This is a genomic window from Pseudomonas sp. 50_B, from assembly GCF_017491625.1.
Classification (GTDB): domain Bacteria; phylum Pseudomonadota; class Gammaproteobacteria; order Pseudomonadales; family Pseudomonadaceae; genus Aquipseudomonas; species Aquipseudomonas danubii.
On the sequence record NZ_JAFGYX010000035.1, the window covers coordinates 1 to 16,382 of the forward strand.

Here is a 16,382-nt window from a genome sequence, read left to right on the forward strand (position 1 = left end):
ATGACAGAAATGCCATCAGCACCGCCCACAACAAGGCACTGGGAATATCCAGGAACCAGAAGATCATTCCACCCAGGGCGCCCTGGGTCACCGCCACCAGCACATTGCCCTTGACCGTAGCCCTTACCACCCGATTGAACTTCAATTGCAGCCGGCGTTTCTGGTACTCGGCCAGGGGCACGGCGGTGCGGATCTTGCGCGCCAGTTCGGCGCCATCACGCAAAAAGAAGAACAGCAGGTAGAGCATGATGAAGAAGCTCACCACGAACTCGAAGGTGCCCTGACCGAAGCTGAACGCCTGGGTCGCCAGGTACTGACTGCCCTGCATCGCGCTCTTGACCGTCTTCTCCTGCAAGCCCTTGAGCTCGCCAAGGCCCAAGCGATCCAGCAGGTGCTGAAAGTAGGGTGGCAGGCTGTGCTTGAACTGGGTCAGGTAGCCGGCGATGTCCAACTGACCGCTTTCGATCTTCTTGTACAGCTCGGCCCCTTCCTGGACCAGCAACACACTGGTGATGATCACCGGCAAGATGGCGATCACCAGGCAGATCAGCAGGGTGCACAAGGCCGTGAGATTGCGCGGCCAGCCGAACTTCAATTGCAGACGGCGCTGCAAGGGAGCAAAGACGATGCCCAGGATCACCGCCCAGAACAGTGCTCCGTAGAACGGCAGCAAAATCCAGATGAACGCCACCGTCACCAGGACCAGTAACAGCAGCAGGCTTTTGTTTTGCAGGTTGTTTTGATTCATGTCCGATCCAGATCAGTCAACGCCCCATCACGGCGTCCAGAGGTTAGTCCGCAGCCGTGATGCCGAGTGCGTTTTTTCTGCATCAGACATAGATCCAGATCAATGAATGCCCGCCAGCACTGGCTTACCCTCGCGACCTTTTGCGACCGACAGCCCCATGACGCTCCTCGCCAAGCCCGAACTCCTGGCCCCCGCCGGCACCCTGAAAAACATGCGCTACGCCTTCGCCTACGGCGCCGATGCGGTGTACGCCGGCCAACCGCGCTACAGCCTGCGGGTGCGCAACAACGAATTCGACCACGCCAACCTGGCCCTCGGTATCCGCGAGGCCCAGGCCCAGGGCAAGCGTTTCTACGTGGTGGTCAACATCGCCCCGCACAACGCCAAGCTCAAGACCTTTCTCAAGGACCTGGAGCCTGTCATCGAGATGGCCCCGGATGCGCTGATCATGTCCGACCCGGGGCTGATCATGCTGGTGCGCCGGCACTTCCCGGCCATGCCGATCCACCTCTCGGTGCAGGCCAACACGGTGAACTGGGCCAGCGTCGAATTCTGGCAACTGCAAGGGCTGACCCGGATCATCCTGTCCCGGGAACTGTCCCTGGAAGAAATCGAGGAAATCCGCCAGAAAGTGCCGGCCATGGAGCTGGAAGTCTTCGTCCACGGCGCCCTGTGCATGGCCTATTCCGGACGCTGCCTGCTCTCGGGCTACATGAACAAGCGCGACGCCAACCAGGGTACCTGTACCAACGCCTGCCGCTGGAAATACAAGGCCGAAGCAGCCACCGAGAACAACCTCGGGGACATCGTCCAGACCTTCCAGCCGGAGCCGACCCTGGGCCTGGGGGCACCCACCGACCAGGTGTTCCTGCTCCAGGAAGCCAATCGCCCAGACGAGCTGATGCCGGCCTTCGAGGACGAGCACGGCACCTACATCATGAATGCCAAGGACCTGCGGGCGGTGCAGCACGTGGAGCGCCTGACCCGCATGGGCGTGCACTCGCTGAAGATCGAGGGCCGGACCAAATCCCACTTCTACTGCGCGCGCACCACCCAAGTGTACCGCCGGGCCATCGACGACGCGGCGGCCGGGCGCGAGTTCGACCGCAGCCTGATGAACGATCTGGAATCCCTGGCCCAGCGCGGCTACACCGAAGGCTTCCTGCGGCGCCATGTACATGACGAGTACCAGAACTACCAGAACGGCAGCTCGGTGTCGGAACGCCAGCAGTTCGTCGGCGAACTCACCGGCGAACGCCGTGACCGTCTGGCAGAAGTGAAGGTGAAGAACCGTTTCGCCCTGGGCGATCACATGGAACTGATGACCCCCAAGGGCAACTTCCATTTCGATCTGCACGAACTGCAGAACGCCAAGGGCCAAGCCATCGAAGTCGCCCCGGGGGATGGCCACACCGTGTACCTGCCGATCCCCGATCAGGTGGACCTGCGCTTTGGTCTGTTGATGCGCGACATCAGCGCCTGAAGCGCAGCGCTCTTGCCAGCCGCCCCGGGCGGCTGGCTGAGCACAACATCAGATCCGGAACTGCCCCACCAACCGACCCAGGCGCTGCCCCAGGTCCGCCAGGCTGCGTGACGTCTGGGCCCCGCGCTGGGTTTCATCGGCCACGCTGTCCACCGCCACGGCAATCTGATGCACGCTGCGGTTGATCTCCTCGGCCACTGCGGTCTGCTCTTCGGCGGCACTGGCAATCTGCGCGTTCATCGAATTGATGGTGCCAATCAGCTGAGCCATGGTGTCCAGCGAGGCACCGGCCTCGTTGGCTTTCACCGAGGTGCCATCGCCGGCGTCGCTGGAGCGGCGCATGGCGTCCACCGCCACCCGGGTGCCCTGCTGCAGGCGATCGATCATGCCCTGGATTTCCTGGGTGCTTTGCTGGGTACGGCTGGCCAGGGCCCGCACTTCATCGGCGACCACCGCGAAACCGCGCCCGGCCTCCCCGGCCCGGGCCGCCTCAATGGCCGCGTTCAGTGCCAGCAGGTTGGTCTGCTCGGCGATGGAGCGGATCACATCCAACACGCTGACGATCGACGTCACGTCCTGCTGCAAGCTGTCCAGGGAAGTGCCGCTGTTGCGAATATCGCTGACCAGGGCATGGATCTGCTGAATGCTGCCATCCACCACGCGCTTGGCCGCCTGGCCTTCCTCATCGGTCTGTTGCGCCGCCACCGCCGCCCCCTGGGCACTGCGCGCCACTTCCTGGGCAGCCGAAGACATTTCATTGATCGCCGTGGCCACCTGATCGGTCTCGTGACGCTGACGCTCCATGGCCTGTTCCGAACGCTGGGCCTGATCCGAAACCTGGGTCACCAGCTCGGTGAGCTGCCCGGTCATCTCGGTGATCTGGCGCACCAGACCGTGGATCTTGTCGACAAAACGGTTGAACGAACCGGCCAGTTCTCCCAGTTCGTCCTGGCTGGTGATCGCCAGACGCCGGGTCAGGTCGCCTTCGCCGGCGGCGATGTCATCCAGGTTGGCCTTCATCAGGTTCAGCGGCCGCAGCATGGTGTTGGCCACCAGCAGGCCCAGGGCCGCAATCACCAGCAGCACCACCGCGGCGATCCCGAGGATGCTCAGGACCATGCCTTCCATGCGTTGGTTGACGCTGTCCTGGACCGCCGCCACCTGGGCGTCGATGCCGTCGAGATTGACCGAGGTGCCCAGCACCATGTCCCACTTGGGCAGGTACTCGGTGTAACCCAGCTTGGGCACCAGCACGTCGCTGCCCGGCTGGGTCGAGCTGTATTGCACGTAATGGCTGCCGTCCTTGCCCACGCGCACCAGCTCGCGGTTGACATAAACGCCGTTGGGGTCGCGATTGTCCTTGAAGCTCTTGCCCACGCCGTCCGGGCTGTTGCCCTTGAACAGGCGCACGGTTTCGGAGTCGTAGCCGAAGAAGTAGCCGTCCTTGCCGTAAGTGATGTTGGACAGCAGCTTGACCACCTCGGCCCGGGCCGCCTGATCCCCGGGCGCCGCCGCGTCATACAGGGGCTTGATCGTGTTCAGGGCGACTTCGACATAGCTCTGCAGCGTGGTCTTGGCCTCGCCCAGCAAACGACTACGGGTTTCCTCAACCTCTTTCTGGGCCTGCTGGCGCAACATGAACACCGTGCTCAGGCTGATCACCAGCGCGAACAGCAGTACCGGGAGTACCGCCAGGGACAGGACTTTGGCCTTCAGGCTCAAGCGCATAGTGGGCTCACTCTTGGTTTTTTATTGGTGTGATAAGCCGTTAACGGCACACCAAAACAAAAGTTGAGCCCGACCTCACAGGAGCGGGCCTGCCGGTTAGAGGGCCGGCAGACCCTGCAGCGCCTTGAAGGACGTCTTCACCGGCAAGCCGGCTCCGGCATAGAGAGGGATGGAATCAGAGGACCATGGCCGCGACCCAGCCAAAGGCCAGCAGCGGCAGGTTGTAATGCAGGAAGGTCGGGACCACGGTGTCCCAGATGTGATGGTGCTGACCGTCGATGTTCAGCCCCGAGGTCGGGCCCAGGGTCGAATCCGAGGCCGGCGAGCCCGCGTCACCCAGCGCCCCGGCGGTGCCCACGATGCAAACGATCGCCAACGGGCTGAAACCCAGCTGCACGCACAAGGGCACGAAGATCGCGGCCAGGATCGGCACCGTGGAAAACGACGAACCGATGCCCATGGTCACCAACAGCCCCACCAGCAACATCAGCAAGGCCCCCACGCCCTTGCTGTGGCCGATCCACGCCGCCGAGGCTTGCACCAGGGAATTGACCTCGCCGGTGGCCTTCATCACTTCGGCGAACCCGGAGGCGGCGATCATGATGAAGCCGATCATGGCCATCATCTTCATGCCTTCGGTGAACAGGTCGTCAGTCTCGCGCCAGCGCACGATGCCCGACACCGAGAACATCAGGAAGCCGCACAAAGCCCCGATAATCATCGAGTCCAGCAGCAACTGGATCACGAACGCAGCGACGATCGCCGCCCCCGCCACCAGCAGGGTCCGCGGGTTGTACTGCACCGCCACCTGTTCGACTTTCTCGATCCGATCCAGGTTGTACACGCGCTTCTTGCGGTAGCTGAAGAACGCAAGCAGCAGGCCGCAGAGCATGCCCAGGGCGGGAATGCCCATGGCGTGAGTGACATTGATATGGCTGATATCCACCCCGCTGCGGGCCACGTTGGCCAGGAGGATCTCATTGAGGAAGATGTTGCCGAAGCCCACCGGCAAGAACATGTAGGGGGTGATCAGGCCGAAGGTGATGACGCAGGCGATCAACCGCCGGTCCAGTTGCAACTTGGTCAGTACATAGAGCAGCGGCGGCACCAGCAGTGGGATGAAGGCAATGTGGATCGGCAGAATGTTCTGCGAAGCAATCGCCACCACCCACAACAGGCCGATCAGCAGCCATTTGACCTGGCCGCCGCCGTGGGCGTCCTGGCGATCCACCAATATCAGGATCTTGTCCGCCAGGGCATGGGCCAGGCCGGACTTGGCGATGGCCACGGCGAAGGCGCCGAGCAAGGCGTAGGACAGGGCCACGGTGGCACCGCCACCCAAACCACTGTTGAACGCCTTGAGGGTAGCCTCGATCCCCAGGCCACCCGTCAAGCCGCCCACCAGGGCACCAATGATCAGGGCGATCACTACATGCACGCGGGACAGGCTGAGCACCAGCATCACGCCAACCGCGGCAATTACTGCGTTAATCATCGTTACCTCATTACTGCGCCGCTAAAAAAGGCGCAAAAGCCTGTGACCGACCGGAAGGCAGCGGGCTGCCGACATCGAGATGAAAGAGGTTCTTATTAGAGGGCGCGCACTTTGCAGCAGCGCAACCAGCTTGTCAAAACCCGCACCCCGCCGCCCGCAGGAGCAAGCTTGCGCGCGAAGCACCCAAGCCCCCCGTAGCCGTGGCGAGGGCGCGCGTTCCCGACGGGCTGCACCGCAGCCCCGGAGCCTCACGGCTTATTTCGAACAAGCGTTTAAAGAACGCCGTTCGTCGGCCGTTACAGTGCAAAGTCTCAGATATTTATCGAATAAAGGACGCCTCCATGTCGCTCAGACAACTTTCCATCCAATGGAAGATCACCCTGCTGGCCGGACTCTGCCTGTTGGGCATCGTGTCGCTGTTGGTGGGGCTTTCGCTGTATCGCATGGAGCACAGCTCCGAGCTGGTGAAAGCGTCGAGCATGGAGATGCTCAACGAAGCAGCCCAGGCGCGGATCGAAGCCCAGGGTGAAGTCCAGGCACTGGGCATTCGCCAACAGTTCATGGACGCCTATCAATACGGCCACGGCTTTTCCCGCCAGGTGCTGTTCCTGCGGGAACAGGCCGAGAAACGCTTCCTCGACGCCTTCGACCTGCGTGAAGACCTGACCCGCCAGGTCAAGTCGGCGCTGCAGGCCAACCCCGAGCTGCTGGGCCTGTCCCTGGTGTTCGAAGCCAACGCCCTGGATGGCAAGGACGAGTTGTTCAGCGGCCAGAGCGAATTGGGCAGCAACGAAAAAGGCCGCTTCGCCCTGTACTGGTCCCAACCCACCCCGGGCCAGCTGACCTCCATGGCGTTGCCGGAAAGCGACATGAGCGACACCCGCAGCGGACCCAGCGGCCAACCGGCCAATGCCTGGTTCACCTGCCCGCGCAGCACCCTCAAGCCCTGCGTGATCGAGCCCTACTTCTATGACATCGACGGCCAGAAGGTGCTGATGACCAGCATCGTCTTCCCGCTGCTGGTCAACGGCAAAGTCATCGCCTCGCTGTCGGTGGACATCAACCTCAACAGCCTGCAGGCCATCAGCCGCGATGCCAGCCAGAAGCTCTACGCCGGCCAGACCAGCGTCAGTATCATCAGCCCCGCAGGCCTGCTGGCCGGCTATAGCGCGGATGCCAGCAAGCTCAGCCAGCGCCTGGACAGTGTCGACAGCGTCAACGGCGCCGAACTGATCCGCCAACTGGCCGATAGCACCCAGACCCACAGCCTGCACAGCCAGCAGAAACTCAAGGTCCTGGCCCCCTTCACCCCGATCCCTGGCGGCAAGCCCTGGGGCGTGCTGCTGGATGTGCCGGAAAAGGTCCTGGTGGGTCCGGCCGAAGCCTTGAAAAGCGAACTGGACGCCAGCAACAACAGCGGCACCCTGATGGAGCTGGGCCTGGGCCTGCTGGCTGCCGTGGTGGGCCTGCTGCTGGTGTGGCTGATGGCGCGCAGCGTGACCCGGCCGATTCTCGGCGTGGCGCACATGCTCGAAGACATTGCCAGCGGTGAAGGCGACCTGACCCGGCGCCTGGCTTACAACAACAAGGACGAGCTGGGGCAACTGGCCGGCTGGTTCAACCGTTTCCTCGACAAGCTGCAGCCGATCATTGCCGAAGTGAAACGCTCGGTGCAGGACGCCCGCGGCACCGCCGACCAGTCATCGGCCATCGCCACCCAGACCAGCGCCGGCATGGAACAGCAGTATCGCCAGGTGGATCAGGTGGCCACCGCCTCCCACGAGATGAGCGCCACCGCCCAGGACGTGGCCCGCAGCGCGGCCCAGGCGGCCCAGGCGGCGCGGGATGCCGACCAGGCCACGCAACAGGGCCTGACCGTGATCGACCGCACCACCCGCAGCATCGATCAACTGGCCGCCGACATGAGCGCCGCCATGACCCAGGTCGAAGGCCTGGCCGCCAACAGCGAACAGATCGGCACGGTACTGGAAGTGATTCGTTCGATTGCCGAGCAGACCAACCTGCTGGCACTGAACGCTGCCATCGAAGCGGCCCGCGCCGGAGAGGCCGGGCGCGGTTTTGCGGTGGTCGCCGACGAGGTGCGCAACCTGGCCCAGCGCACCCAGGAATCGGTGGAAGAAACCCGCCAAGTGATCGAGCAACTGCAAACCGGCACCCGGGATGTAGTGGGGTCCATGAACAACAGCCATCGCCAGGCCCAGGGCAGCGTCGAACAAGTCGGTCAGGCGGTCACCGCCCTGCGCCAGATCGGCGATGCGGTGACGGTGATCAGCGACATGAACCTGCAGATCGCCAGCGCCGCCGAACAACAGAGCGCAGTGGCCGAAGAGATCAACAGCAACGTGGCGACCATTCGCGATGTCACCGAGTCGCTGTCGGAACAGGCCAATGAGTCGGCGCGGGTCAGCCAGTCGCTCAACAGCCTGGCCAACCAGCAACAGAGCCTGATGGACCAGTTCCGCGTCTGACCCTGTCCAAAGGCCCTTCGGGCCTTGTCGCAGCCTCGCCATGGCTCGGCAGCGGCTACACCGGCACCAAACCGGATGCTGTAGCCGCTGCCGCAGGCTGCGAACGGCACGCAGGGCCGCCAAGATCCAGAGGCCGCCAGGGTTCGGCGGTCGAGCGCCAGGCAAGTTCAGCGCTTGGGCAGCTCGACCTCCACCCGCAAGCCGCCCCACTCGCTATCCCCCAGGTTCAGGCGGCCGCCGCAGGCGTCGACTATGTCGCGCACGATGCCCAGGCCCAGTCCGTGGCCATCGGTTTGTTCATCCAGCCGTGCGCCGCGGCTGAACACCTCGTTACGCCGCGCTTCGGGAATGCCCGGGCCGTCGTCCTCCACCCGCAGGCAAAAGCCCTGCGGCCGCTCCTCGACGCTCAGGCGCACCTGGGCATCGGCCCATTTGCAGGCGTTGTCCAGCAGATTGCCCAACAGCTCCAGCAGGTCTTCCCGGTCCCAGGGCAAGCGCAGCCCCGGTGGCGCCTGGTAACTCAAGTCCAGGTGCTCGCCATGGATCATGTTCAAGGTCGCCAGCAAGCCCGGCAGTTCGGCATCGCATTCGAACAGCACCCCGGGCAGTGCATCCCCCGCCAGCCGCGCGCGGTTGAGTTCGCGATTGAGGCGTTGCTGTACTTGCTGCAATTGCTCCAGCAGCACCCTGCGCACCTCGGGGTGACCCTCGAGCTTGGGCCCCGAAGCCAGACTCAGGAGTACCGCCAGAGGGGTTTTCAAGGCGTGGCCAAGGTTGCCCAGGGCGTTGCGCGAGCGGTTCAGGCTGTCTTCGGTGTGGGCCAGCAAATGGTTGATCTGCGCCACCAGCGGCTCCAGTTCAACCGGCACCTGGGCGTCCAACTGCGAGCGCTGGCCCTGCTGCAACTGGGCGATCTGCTCCCGTGCGGTCTCCAGGGGACGCAAGGCCCGGCGCACGGTAATCCGCTGCAGCAGCAGAATCAGCAGCAACCCGGCCAGCCCCAGGCCAAGACCGACCTGACGCATGCGCTGGAAGCTCTCGCGCACCGGGGTGTAATCCTGGGCCACGCTGATGGAAATCGATTGCCCGAGGCGCTTGTAGTCGCTGCGCAGCACCAGTAGCTGCTGACCTTCCGGCCCCAGTTGCAGGTCGCTTTGCAGGCCGGCGCGCTCCAGCTGCGGCAGCTCCTGATCCCACAGGGAACGGGAACGCCAATGCACATCAGCGAAATCGATACGGAAGTAATGCCCGGAAAAGGGCCGTTGATAGGCAGGCGACAGGCGACGCTCGTCCAGTTGCAAACCTTGCGGGCCCCGGACCAGCGCCAGCAGCAGGCTTTCGCTGTCTTCCTGAAGTCCCGCCTCCAGGTAACGCTGCAGGCCCACCTCAAACAGCCAGAGGCTGGTCTGCGCCAATACCAGACCGACCACCAGCATCACCGTGATCAGGCCCAGACTCAGGCGCCGCTGGATCGACCTCACGAATCACTCCCGCCGAACAGGTAGCCCTGGCCGCGGCGGGTTTCGATCACGCTGCGCCCCAACTTGCGCCGCAGGTGATTGACGTGGACTTCAAGGACATTGGAATCGCGTTCGGTTTCACCGTCGTACAGGTGCTCGGCCAGATGGCTTTTGGACAGGATCTGCTGCGGGTGCAGCATGAAGTAGCGCAACAGACGAAATTCCGCGGCGGTCAGCAACACGTCCTGGCCATCACGGACCACGCATTGGCGGCCTTCATCCAGGTGCAGCCCGGCGGCCTGCAAGGTCTGCTGATTGGCCTGGCCGTGGGAGCGACGCAACAGCGCCTGCACCCGCAAGTGCAACTCCTCGGGGTGAAAAGGCTTGCTCAGGTAATCGTCGGCGCCAGCCTTCAGGCCCTCAATGCGCTCGGCCCAGGAGCCGCGGGCGGTGAGAATCAGCACCGGGGTCGCCAGACCACCGGCGCGCCATTGACGCAGCACCTCAAGCCCCGGGACCCCGGGCAGGCCAAGGTCGAGAATGATCAGGTCATAGGGCTCACTGGCACCCTGGTACAGGGCATCGCGGCCGTCGGCCAGCCAGTCCACCGCGTAGCCCTGGAGTTTCAAGCCCTCCAGCAGTTCATCGGCCAGGGATACGTGATCTTCCACCACAAGCAGGCGCATCAGTCGTCTTCCTCATCTTTCAACAGGCGCCCAGTGGCGGCATCCAGGTCCAGCTCACGGACCACGCCGTCCAGGGTCAACAGCTCAACCTCATAAATGTACACATCATGTTTTTCTTCCAGTTCGGCCTCCAGCAACTTGGCGCCAGGATAGCGGTCCATGGCTTGCTGCAGGAGTTGCTCCAGGGGCAGGATCACCCCCCGCTGGCGCAGGCGCAGGGCCTCGTCCTGGTCCAGGTCGCGGGCCACGGCCAGGGAGCAGAATAGCAACAGCGCCAGGGCCACCCGGCTGCCGGCGCGCATTGTCGAGTTCATTAAGTGTCCTGATGATCCTTGAGTACCTGGCCGGTCACGGCGTCCAGCTCCAGATCCCACTCCAGCCCTTGCGGGTCGCGCAGTTCAACCTGGTAGATGTACTTGCCGTACTCCTCTTCCAGCTCGGTTTCACTGATGCTCGCCCCAGGATGCCGGGACAGGGCCGTGGCATTGAGTTTTTCAAAGGACACAATGGTACCAGCGTCGCGCAGCCGCAGGGCTTCGTCCGGGCCCAAGTCGCGGGCATGGGCCAGGCTGGCGGCCAGGCTGGTGGTCAGAGCAATCAGGCTGGCGCTGAACAGCGCGGTCAGGGTTTTCATGGCAGGTCTCCAAGGTCAGTGGCCAAAGGCCGATGGCGCCGACGATACCCAAGGCAACTTAATTGAAACTGAATCGCCATCATGGGCCTGACAGAACTTTCACTCGGCCCCCGGCGCCGGGGTTCTCTATACTCGGCGGCTGATTCAAGAGTGAGCCCGGTATGACCGCCATCCATATCAAGTTTCCCGCCCTGACCCTCAAGGCCGGCCCTCGCGCCCTGGCCCGCATCCGCCGCCAAGGCCTGCACGCCGGTGAAGTCGGCACCTTGCCGGGCGCTGCCGGCGGGCCCAAGGCCTTGGGCATTCAGGGCCTGGACCTGGCGCTGTTCGGCGAATGGCTGCCCGCCGTGCCCCGCGAACGCTCGCTGATCGGTGCCTCGGTGGGTTCCTGGCGCTTCGCCAGCGCCTGCCTGCCGGACGCTGCCGAAGGCATCCGACGCCTGGGCCAGCTGTACAACGCCCAGAGTTTCGCCAAGGGCGTGACCATGGCGCAGATCAGCCACAGTTCGCAGCGCATGCTCGACGACCTGCTCGATGGCCGCGATGCGTCGATCCTCGACAACCCTCACTACCGACTGAACATCATGGTGGTCAAAAGCCACGGCCTGCTGGCAGACGATCACCGCGGGCGCCTCGGCCTGGGCCTGTCTTCGGTGATCGCCGACAACCTGCGCGGCCGCGCGCGCCTGTCCCGGCACTTCGAACGCCTGGTGCTGCATGACCCGCGCCTGGCACCGCCGCTGCACGCCCTGGAAGACTTCCCTTCGCGCTTCGTGCCCCTGGATCGCAGCAACCTGCGCCAGGCGCTGCTGGCCTCGGGCTCGATCCCCATGGTCATGCAGGGCGTGCGCGAACTGCCCGGCGCCGGGGCCGGCACCTTCCGCGACGGCGGCCTGCTGGACTACCACCTGGACCTGCCCTACAGCGGCAGCGACATCGTGCTCTACCCGCACTTCACTGACCGGGTGATTCCCGGCTGGTTCGACAAGACCCTGCCCTGGCGCCGGGCCAGCCCGCAGCGCCTGCGCGACGTCCTGCTGCTGGCGCCGTCGAAGGAATACCTGGCGCGCCTGCCCTACGGCAAGCTGCCGGACCGCAACGACTTCAAGCGCTTCATGGGCGATGACGCCGGCCGGCAGAAATACTGGCGCAGCGCCATGGACGAAAGCCGGCGCCTGGGCGACGAGTTCCTCGAACTGGCGGCGCAGAACCGCCTGGGCGAACGCCTGCAAAGCCTGTGAGGCTGCCCCAGGCCGCGCACTGACCCTTTAGTCAGGGTTTTTCCGCAGCCCGGGAGCCAAGCTGATAAACTCGCCGCCTGCCTCAACTCGCCCGCGGGCGACGCCACCTGACAGAGCTGACCGACACTGTGGAAATCTTCAAAGAATTTACCTTCGAATCCGCCCATCGCCTGCCTTTCGTGCCCGAGGGCCACAAGTGCGGCCGCCTGCATGGCCACTCGTTCAAGGTGGCAATCCACCTCAGCGGCGAGGTCGACGCGCACACCGGCTGGATTCGCGACTTCTCGGAAATCAAGGCCATCTTCAAGCCGCTCTACGAGCGCCTGGACCACAACTACCTGAACGACATCCCCGGCCTGGAAAACCCCACCAGCGAAGTCCTGGCCAAGTGGATCTGGAACGAACTCAAGCCGCTGCTGCCGGAGCTTTCGGCGATTCGCATCCACGAAACCTGCACCAGCGGCTGCATCTACCGCGGCGAGTAAGCCGAGCCATCTACAGGTCGCAAGGAAGCTGCCCATGAGCCCACGAATCTACCTCGCCGGTTTCGATGTGTTTCGCAGCGATGCCGTGGCCCATGGCCAATACCTCAAGCAACTGTGCAGCGCCCAGGGCCTGCACGGTCTGTTCCCCCTGGATAACCAGGCCCCGCAGAACCTCTCGCCAGAAGCCACCGCGCAGTGGATCTGCCAGCAGAACCTGGCCATGATCCGCGCCTGCGACGCCCTGCTGGCCAACCTCAACGACTTTCGCGGCCTGGAGCCGGATTCCGGCACCGCCTTCGAAGTGGGCGCGGCCATCGCCCTGGGCAAGCCGGTGTGGGCCTACTTCAGCGGCCCCGCGACCCTGCGCCAGCAAGTACCCCACGACGCCCAGGGCCGCGATGCCCAGGGCTTTGCGGTGGAAGATTTCAACCTGCCGCGCAACCTGATGCTGGCCTGCACCTGGAGCGGTCGTAGCACCTGTGTGGAAACAGCCATCCGTGACCTCGGGCACTGGTTGAACGCAGCCCCTGCGGCCCACTGAAGATAACCAGCAGCGTCACTTTCTGCCGAAAACGACCCCGTCGGACAAAAGCCTTGTTTTGTCGCGAAGGCCGATGTTATGTTTCTAACACGAATTACAAAAATGAAACTTCAATAACATTTCCCGCGAACGCCTTGCGAGATGGTCATGGACAAGAACAGTTTCCAAATCACCCTGGAACAGCAGTTTGCAAGCCTGACGCCCACCGGCAAGCGCATCGCCACCTACCTGTTGGCCAACCTCCAGCAGTTGCCTTTCGAAACCGCCGACAGCATCGCCCAGCAAGCCGGCACCACGGGGATTTCCGTGGGGCGCTTCCTGCGCTCGTTGGGCTACCGCAACCTCGATGACGTCAAGCAAGGCCTGCGCGGCGATGCCCCGGCCTCCTGGCTGATCACCGACCGGCTCGGCGCGTTTCGCAGCGAAGCCCATCAGGACGACGCCCTGGAGCGCTCGATGCATCGCGAGATCGAGGCCATCCAGCACGTCTACGGCCTGGCCCGCAGCCAGGTGTTCGCCGACATCGTGCGGCAGATCGTCGAGGCCGACGCGGTGTTCATCATCGGCATCCAGTCGACCCGGGGCATCCTCAACGCCTTCCACAGCCACCTGGAATACATCCGGCCCAAGGTCTACTACGTCGATGGCCTGTCGGGCATCTACGCGGAAACCCTGAACTCGGGCTTCGCCAAGCCCTACGCGATCATTTCCGACTTTCGCGCCTACTCCGCCGTCACCCAGACCTTCTGCGAAGTGGCCAACGCCAACGCCCTGCCCCTGGCCCTGGTCACCGACCTGCAATGCCCCTGGGCTCGGGACTACCCGCTGGACCTGCTGCAACTGAAAACCGATGTCGGCCAGTTCTGGGATTCCCTGGCCCCGCTGACCTGCCTGTTCAACCTGATGGTGTCCGCGGTGGCCGAGGGCTATGGCGAGCGCCTGGATGAGCGCCTGGCGAAGAACCGAGCGTTGCAGGAAGCCTTCGGCCAGTTCGAATCCTGACCTTCAAGCGTGCCCCAAGATGGAGTGAGTGAGTGAACAACAGCCCCCTTGTCGAAATCGACGCCCAGCGCCACCAACTGGAAATCGACCTGGTCTACGCCAGCGCCGACAACCTGGCCGGCCAGGTGATCTACCGCAACGCCCGCTGCCTGCTGCACAAGGACGCCGCGGCCTGCCTGTACAAGGCCAGCCAGCTGGCGCGCATGGCCGGCCTGGGCCTGCGCATCTACGACGCCTATCGCCCGGCCTACGCCCAGCAGCTGCTGTGGCAGGCCCTGCCCAACCCGGACTACGTGCGCGACCCGCGCCTGGGCTCGCACCACACCCGCGGCGTGGCCGTGGACCTGACCCTGGTGGATGAATCTGGCGAGCCCCTGGACATGGGCACCGCCTTCGATGCCATGGAGCCCAAGTCGCACCAGTTCTACAGCGACCTGCCGCCCCAGGTGCAGCGCAATCGCCTGCTGCTGCTGGGGATCATGCTCAGCGCCGGCTTCGAGGCGATCCCCACCGAGTGGTGGCACTACGAGCTGCCCAACGCCGAGGACTTCCCCCTGATCCAGGAGCACGACCAGCCCTTCGAACACTGATCTCCCGTTCCCCAACCGGCCACAACAACAGGCAGCTAACTGCCCCAAGCCGGTCGTACTGCAACACCGCTTCAGCAACAACTGCCCGGTTATAGCTTTTATAAAAAACCTGACGAACTTCCCAACATCGAATGATCAAGGAAACCGGCATGACCCCCAATCTGCGCAATAACCCTGATGTGCGTCTGTCCACCCGTGTCGCCCTGTCGCTGCTGTGCGCCGCCCTGAGCCTGGGCGCCTGGCAGGCGGCCAGCGCCGCCGCGCCCAAGGACACCCTGATGATCGGCAAGGCCGCCGACCCGCAGACCCTCGACCCGGCCGTGACCATCGACAACAACGACTGGGCCGTGACCTACCCGGCCTACCAGAAGCTGGTGACCTACAAGGTCGAGAACGGCAAGGGCAGCACCGAAGTCCAGGGCGACCTGGCCGAGAGCTGGAGCACCTCCGCCGACAACCTGACCTGGGACTTCAAGCTCAAGCCCGGCAACAAGTTCGACGACGGCAAGCCGGTGGACGCCGCGGCGGTGAAGTTCTCCTTCGAGCGCCTGATGCAGCTCAAGCAAGGCCCGTCCGGGGCCTTCCCGGATGACATGAGCGTGGCCGTGGTCGACCCGCTGACCGTGCGCTTCACCCTGAAGAAGCCTTACGCGCCCTTCCTCTACACCCTGGCCCACAACGGCGGCGGCATCATCAACCCGGACGTGGCCAACAAGGGCGAAGACGTCAACGCCTACCTGTCGACCCACACCGCCGGCTCCGGGGCCTTCCGCCTGAGCAACTGGCAGAAGGGCCAGTCGCTGACGCTGGAGCCCAACAGCTACTACGCAGGCCCCAAGCCGAGCCTGAACAAGGTGGTGATCAAGATCATCAGCGAAGCCTCGGTGCGCCGCCTGCAACTGGAGCGCGGCGACCTGGACATCATCGAGGACATGCCCGAAGACCAGCTCGGCACCCTGGCCGGCAAGTCCGGAGTGGTGATCCAGACCTTCCCCTCGCTGCGGGTCAACTACCTGTACCTGAACAACCAGCGTGCGCCCCTGGACAACGTCGAGGCGCGCCAGGCACTGGTCCAGGCCATCGACTACAAAGGCATCGTCGACGGCATCCTCAAGGGCCAGGCCAAGCTGATGAACGGGCCGATCCCCGACGGCATGTGGTCCCACGACCCGAGCCTGCCGCTGATGCAGCAGAACCTCGACGGCGCCAAGGCCAGCCTGGCCAAGGTCCCGCAGAAGATCAGCAACCTGACCTACCTGTACTCGGACAAGGACGCCAACTGGGAGTCCATCGGCCTGACCCTGCAAGCGGGCCTGGCGCCCCTGGGCATCAACCTGAAGATGGAAAAACTGGCCAACGCCACCATGCGTGAACGGGTCGGCAAAGGTGACTACGACGTGGCCATCGGCTCCTGGAGCCCGGACTTCGCCGACCCCTACATGTTCATGAACTTCTGGTTCGACTCCAGCCTGCAGGGCCTGCCGGGCAACCGCTCGTTCTACAGCAACCCCGAAGTGGACAGCCTGATCCGCGAAGCGGCGGCCACCAACGACACCGCCCAGCGCATCGAGCTGTACCAGAAGGCGCAGAAGATCGTCCTCAAGGACAACGTCTACGCCTACCTGTATCAGAAGAACTACAGCCTGCCGATGCGTGATTCGGTGAAGGGCTACGTGTTCCATCCGATGCTGGAACAGGTGTTCAACATCGCTGAAATCAGCAAGTAGGACCGCGCCTGCAGTCCCCGTCGCCGGCCCCTGAACCGGGTCGGTGCCGGGTTGCCGTGTCCCCGGCGGGGCA

15 protein-coding genes are annotated in these 16,382 nt (G+C 64.0%); 8 read left to right on the forward strand and 7 right to left on the reverse strand.

From position 1 onward, the window contains the following. On the reverse strand, positions 1-748 hold a 748-nt coding region (locus J5M73_RS29345; protein ID WP_207816794.1), incomplete at its 3' end, for an AI-2E family transporter. A gap of 157 nt (positions 749-905) precedes the next feature. Here J5M73_RS29345 and yegQ point away from each other — a divergent pair. Then, positions 906-2,231, forward strand: a complete 1,326-nt coding sequence (yegQ, locus tag J5M73_RS29350) for a tRNA 5-hydroxyuridine modification protein YegQ (protein WP_102864635.1) — start codon at positions 906-908, stop codon at positions 2,229-2,231. 48 nt (positions 2,232-2,279) lie between these two features. Here the strand turns inward: yegQ and J5M73_RS29355 are convergent, their stop codons facing one another. Together J5M73_RS29355 and J5M73_RS29360 are read right to left on the reverse strand one after the other, a co-directional pair. Then, complete coding sequence (locus tag J5M73_RS29355; RefSeq protein ID WP_102864634.1) at positions 2,280-3,959, reverse strand: methyl-accepting chemotaxis protein; 1,680 nt, start codon at positions 3,957-3,959, stop codon at positions 2,280-2,282. Between the two features lie 175 nt (positions 3,960-4,134). Then, positions 4,135-5,451 carry a Na+/H+ antiporter NhaC family protein gene (locus tag J5M73_RS29360; RefSeq protein ID WP_180988622.1) on the reverse strand — a complete coding sequence of 439 codons (1,317 nt, stop codon included), beginning with the start codon at positions 5,449-5,451 and terminating at the stop codon, positions 4,135-4,137. A 344-nt stretch (positions 5,452-5,795) separates the two neighbouring features. Here J5M73_RS29360 and J5M73_RS29365 point away from each other — a divergent pair, with 344 nt between their 5' ends. Then, the gene (locus J5M73_RS29365) at positions 5,796-7,943 is read left to right on the forward strand and encodes a methyl-accepting chemotaxis protein (protein WP_102864632.1); all 2,148 of its coding nucleotides are present in this window, start codon (positions 5,796-5,798) and stop codon (positions 7,941-7,943) included. A gap of 167 nt (positions 7,944-8,110) precedes the next feature. Here the strand turns inward: J5M73_RS29365 and J5M73_RS29370 are convergent, their stop codons facing one another. From J5M73_RS29370 to J5M73_RS29385, 4 genes are read right to left on the reverse strand one after another with little or no spacing between them, the layout of a single operon-like run. Beyond that, a complete protein-coding gene (locus J5M73_RS29370; protein WP_102864631.1) occupies positions 8,111-9,424 on the reverse strand; it encodes a sensor histidine kinase in 1,314 nt (437 codons plus the stop codon). Beyond that, positions 9,421-10,089, reverse strand: a complete 669-nt coding sequence (locus J5M73_RS29375; RefSeq protein ID WP_102864630.1) for a response regulator transcription factor — start codon at positions 10,087-10,089, stop codon at positions 9,421-9,423. The genes J5M73_RS29370 and J5M73_RS29375 overlap by 4 nt, the downstream gene beginning before the upstream one ends. Then, the gene (locus J5M73_RS29380) at positions 10,089-10,403 is read right to left on the reverse strand and encodes a PepSY domain-containing protein (RefSeq protein ID WP_102864629.1); all 315 of its coding nucleotides are present in this window, start codon (positions 10,401-10,403) and stop codon (positions 10,089-10,091) included. Before J5M73_RS29380 ends, J5M73_RS29375 begins: the two co-directional genes overlap by 1 nt. Further along, entirely contained in the window at positions 10,403-10,723 is a 321-nt protein-coding gene (locus tag J5M73_RS29385) for a PepSY domain-containing protein (RefSeq protein WP_102864628.1), read from the reverse strand. The genes J5M73_RS29380 and J5M73_RS29385 overlap by 1 nt, the downstream gene beginning before the upstream one ends. 161 nt (positions 10,724-10,884) lie before the next feature. Here J5M73_RS29385 and J5M73_RS29390 point away from each other — a divergent pair, with 161 nt between their 5' ends. From J5M73_RS29390 to J5M73_RS29415, 6 genes are all read left to right on the forward strand, one after another. Then, positions 10,885-11,964: a hypothetical protein gene (locus J5M73_RS29390; protein ID WP_102864627.1), complete on the forward strand. Its 1,080-nt coding sequence runs from the start codon at positions 10,885-10,887 to the stop codon at positions 11,962-11,964. Positions 11,965-12,092: 128 nt separating this feature from the next. Next, entirely contained in the window at positions 12,093-12,449 is a 357-nt protein-coding gene (queD, locus tag J5M73_RS29395; protein ID WP_011062303.1) for a 6-carboxytetrahydropterin synthase QueD, read from the forward strand. 34 nt (positions 12,450-12,483) lie between these two features. Continuing rightward, complete coding sequence (locus J5M73_RS29400; RefSeq protein WP_102864626.1) at positions 12,484-12,990, forward strand: nucleoside 2-deoxyribosyltransferase; 507 nt, start codon at positions 12,484-12,486, stop codon at positions 12,988-12,990. A gap of 141 nt (positions 12,991-13,131) precedes the next feature. Continuing rightward, positions 13,132-13,992, forward strand: coding sequence for a MurR/RpiR family transcriptional regulator (locus J5M73_RS29405; protein WP_102864625.1), 861 nt, complete (start codon positions 13,132-13,134; stop codon positions 13,990-13,992). A 32-nt stretch (positions 13,993-14,024) separates the two neighbouring features. Continuing rightward, entirely contained in the window at positions 14,025-14,582 is a 558-nt protein-coding gene (ddpX, locus tag J5M73_RS29410) for a D-alanyl-D-alanine dipeptidase (RefSeq protein ID WP_102864624.1), read from the forward strand. A 149-nt stretch (positions 14,583-14,731) separates the two neighbouring features. Beyond that, the gene (locus J5M73_RS29415; RefSeq protein WP_102864623.1) at positions 14,732-16,309 is read left to right on the forward strand and encodes an ABC transporter substrate-binding protein; all 1,578 of its coding nucleotides are present in this window, start codon (positions 14,732-14,734) and stop codon (positions 16,307-16,309) included. The last annotated feature ends 73 nt before the right edge of the window (positions 16,310-16,382 follow it).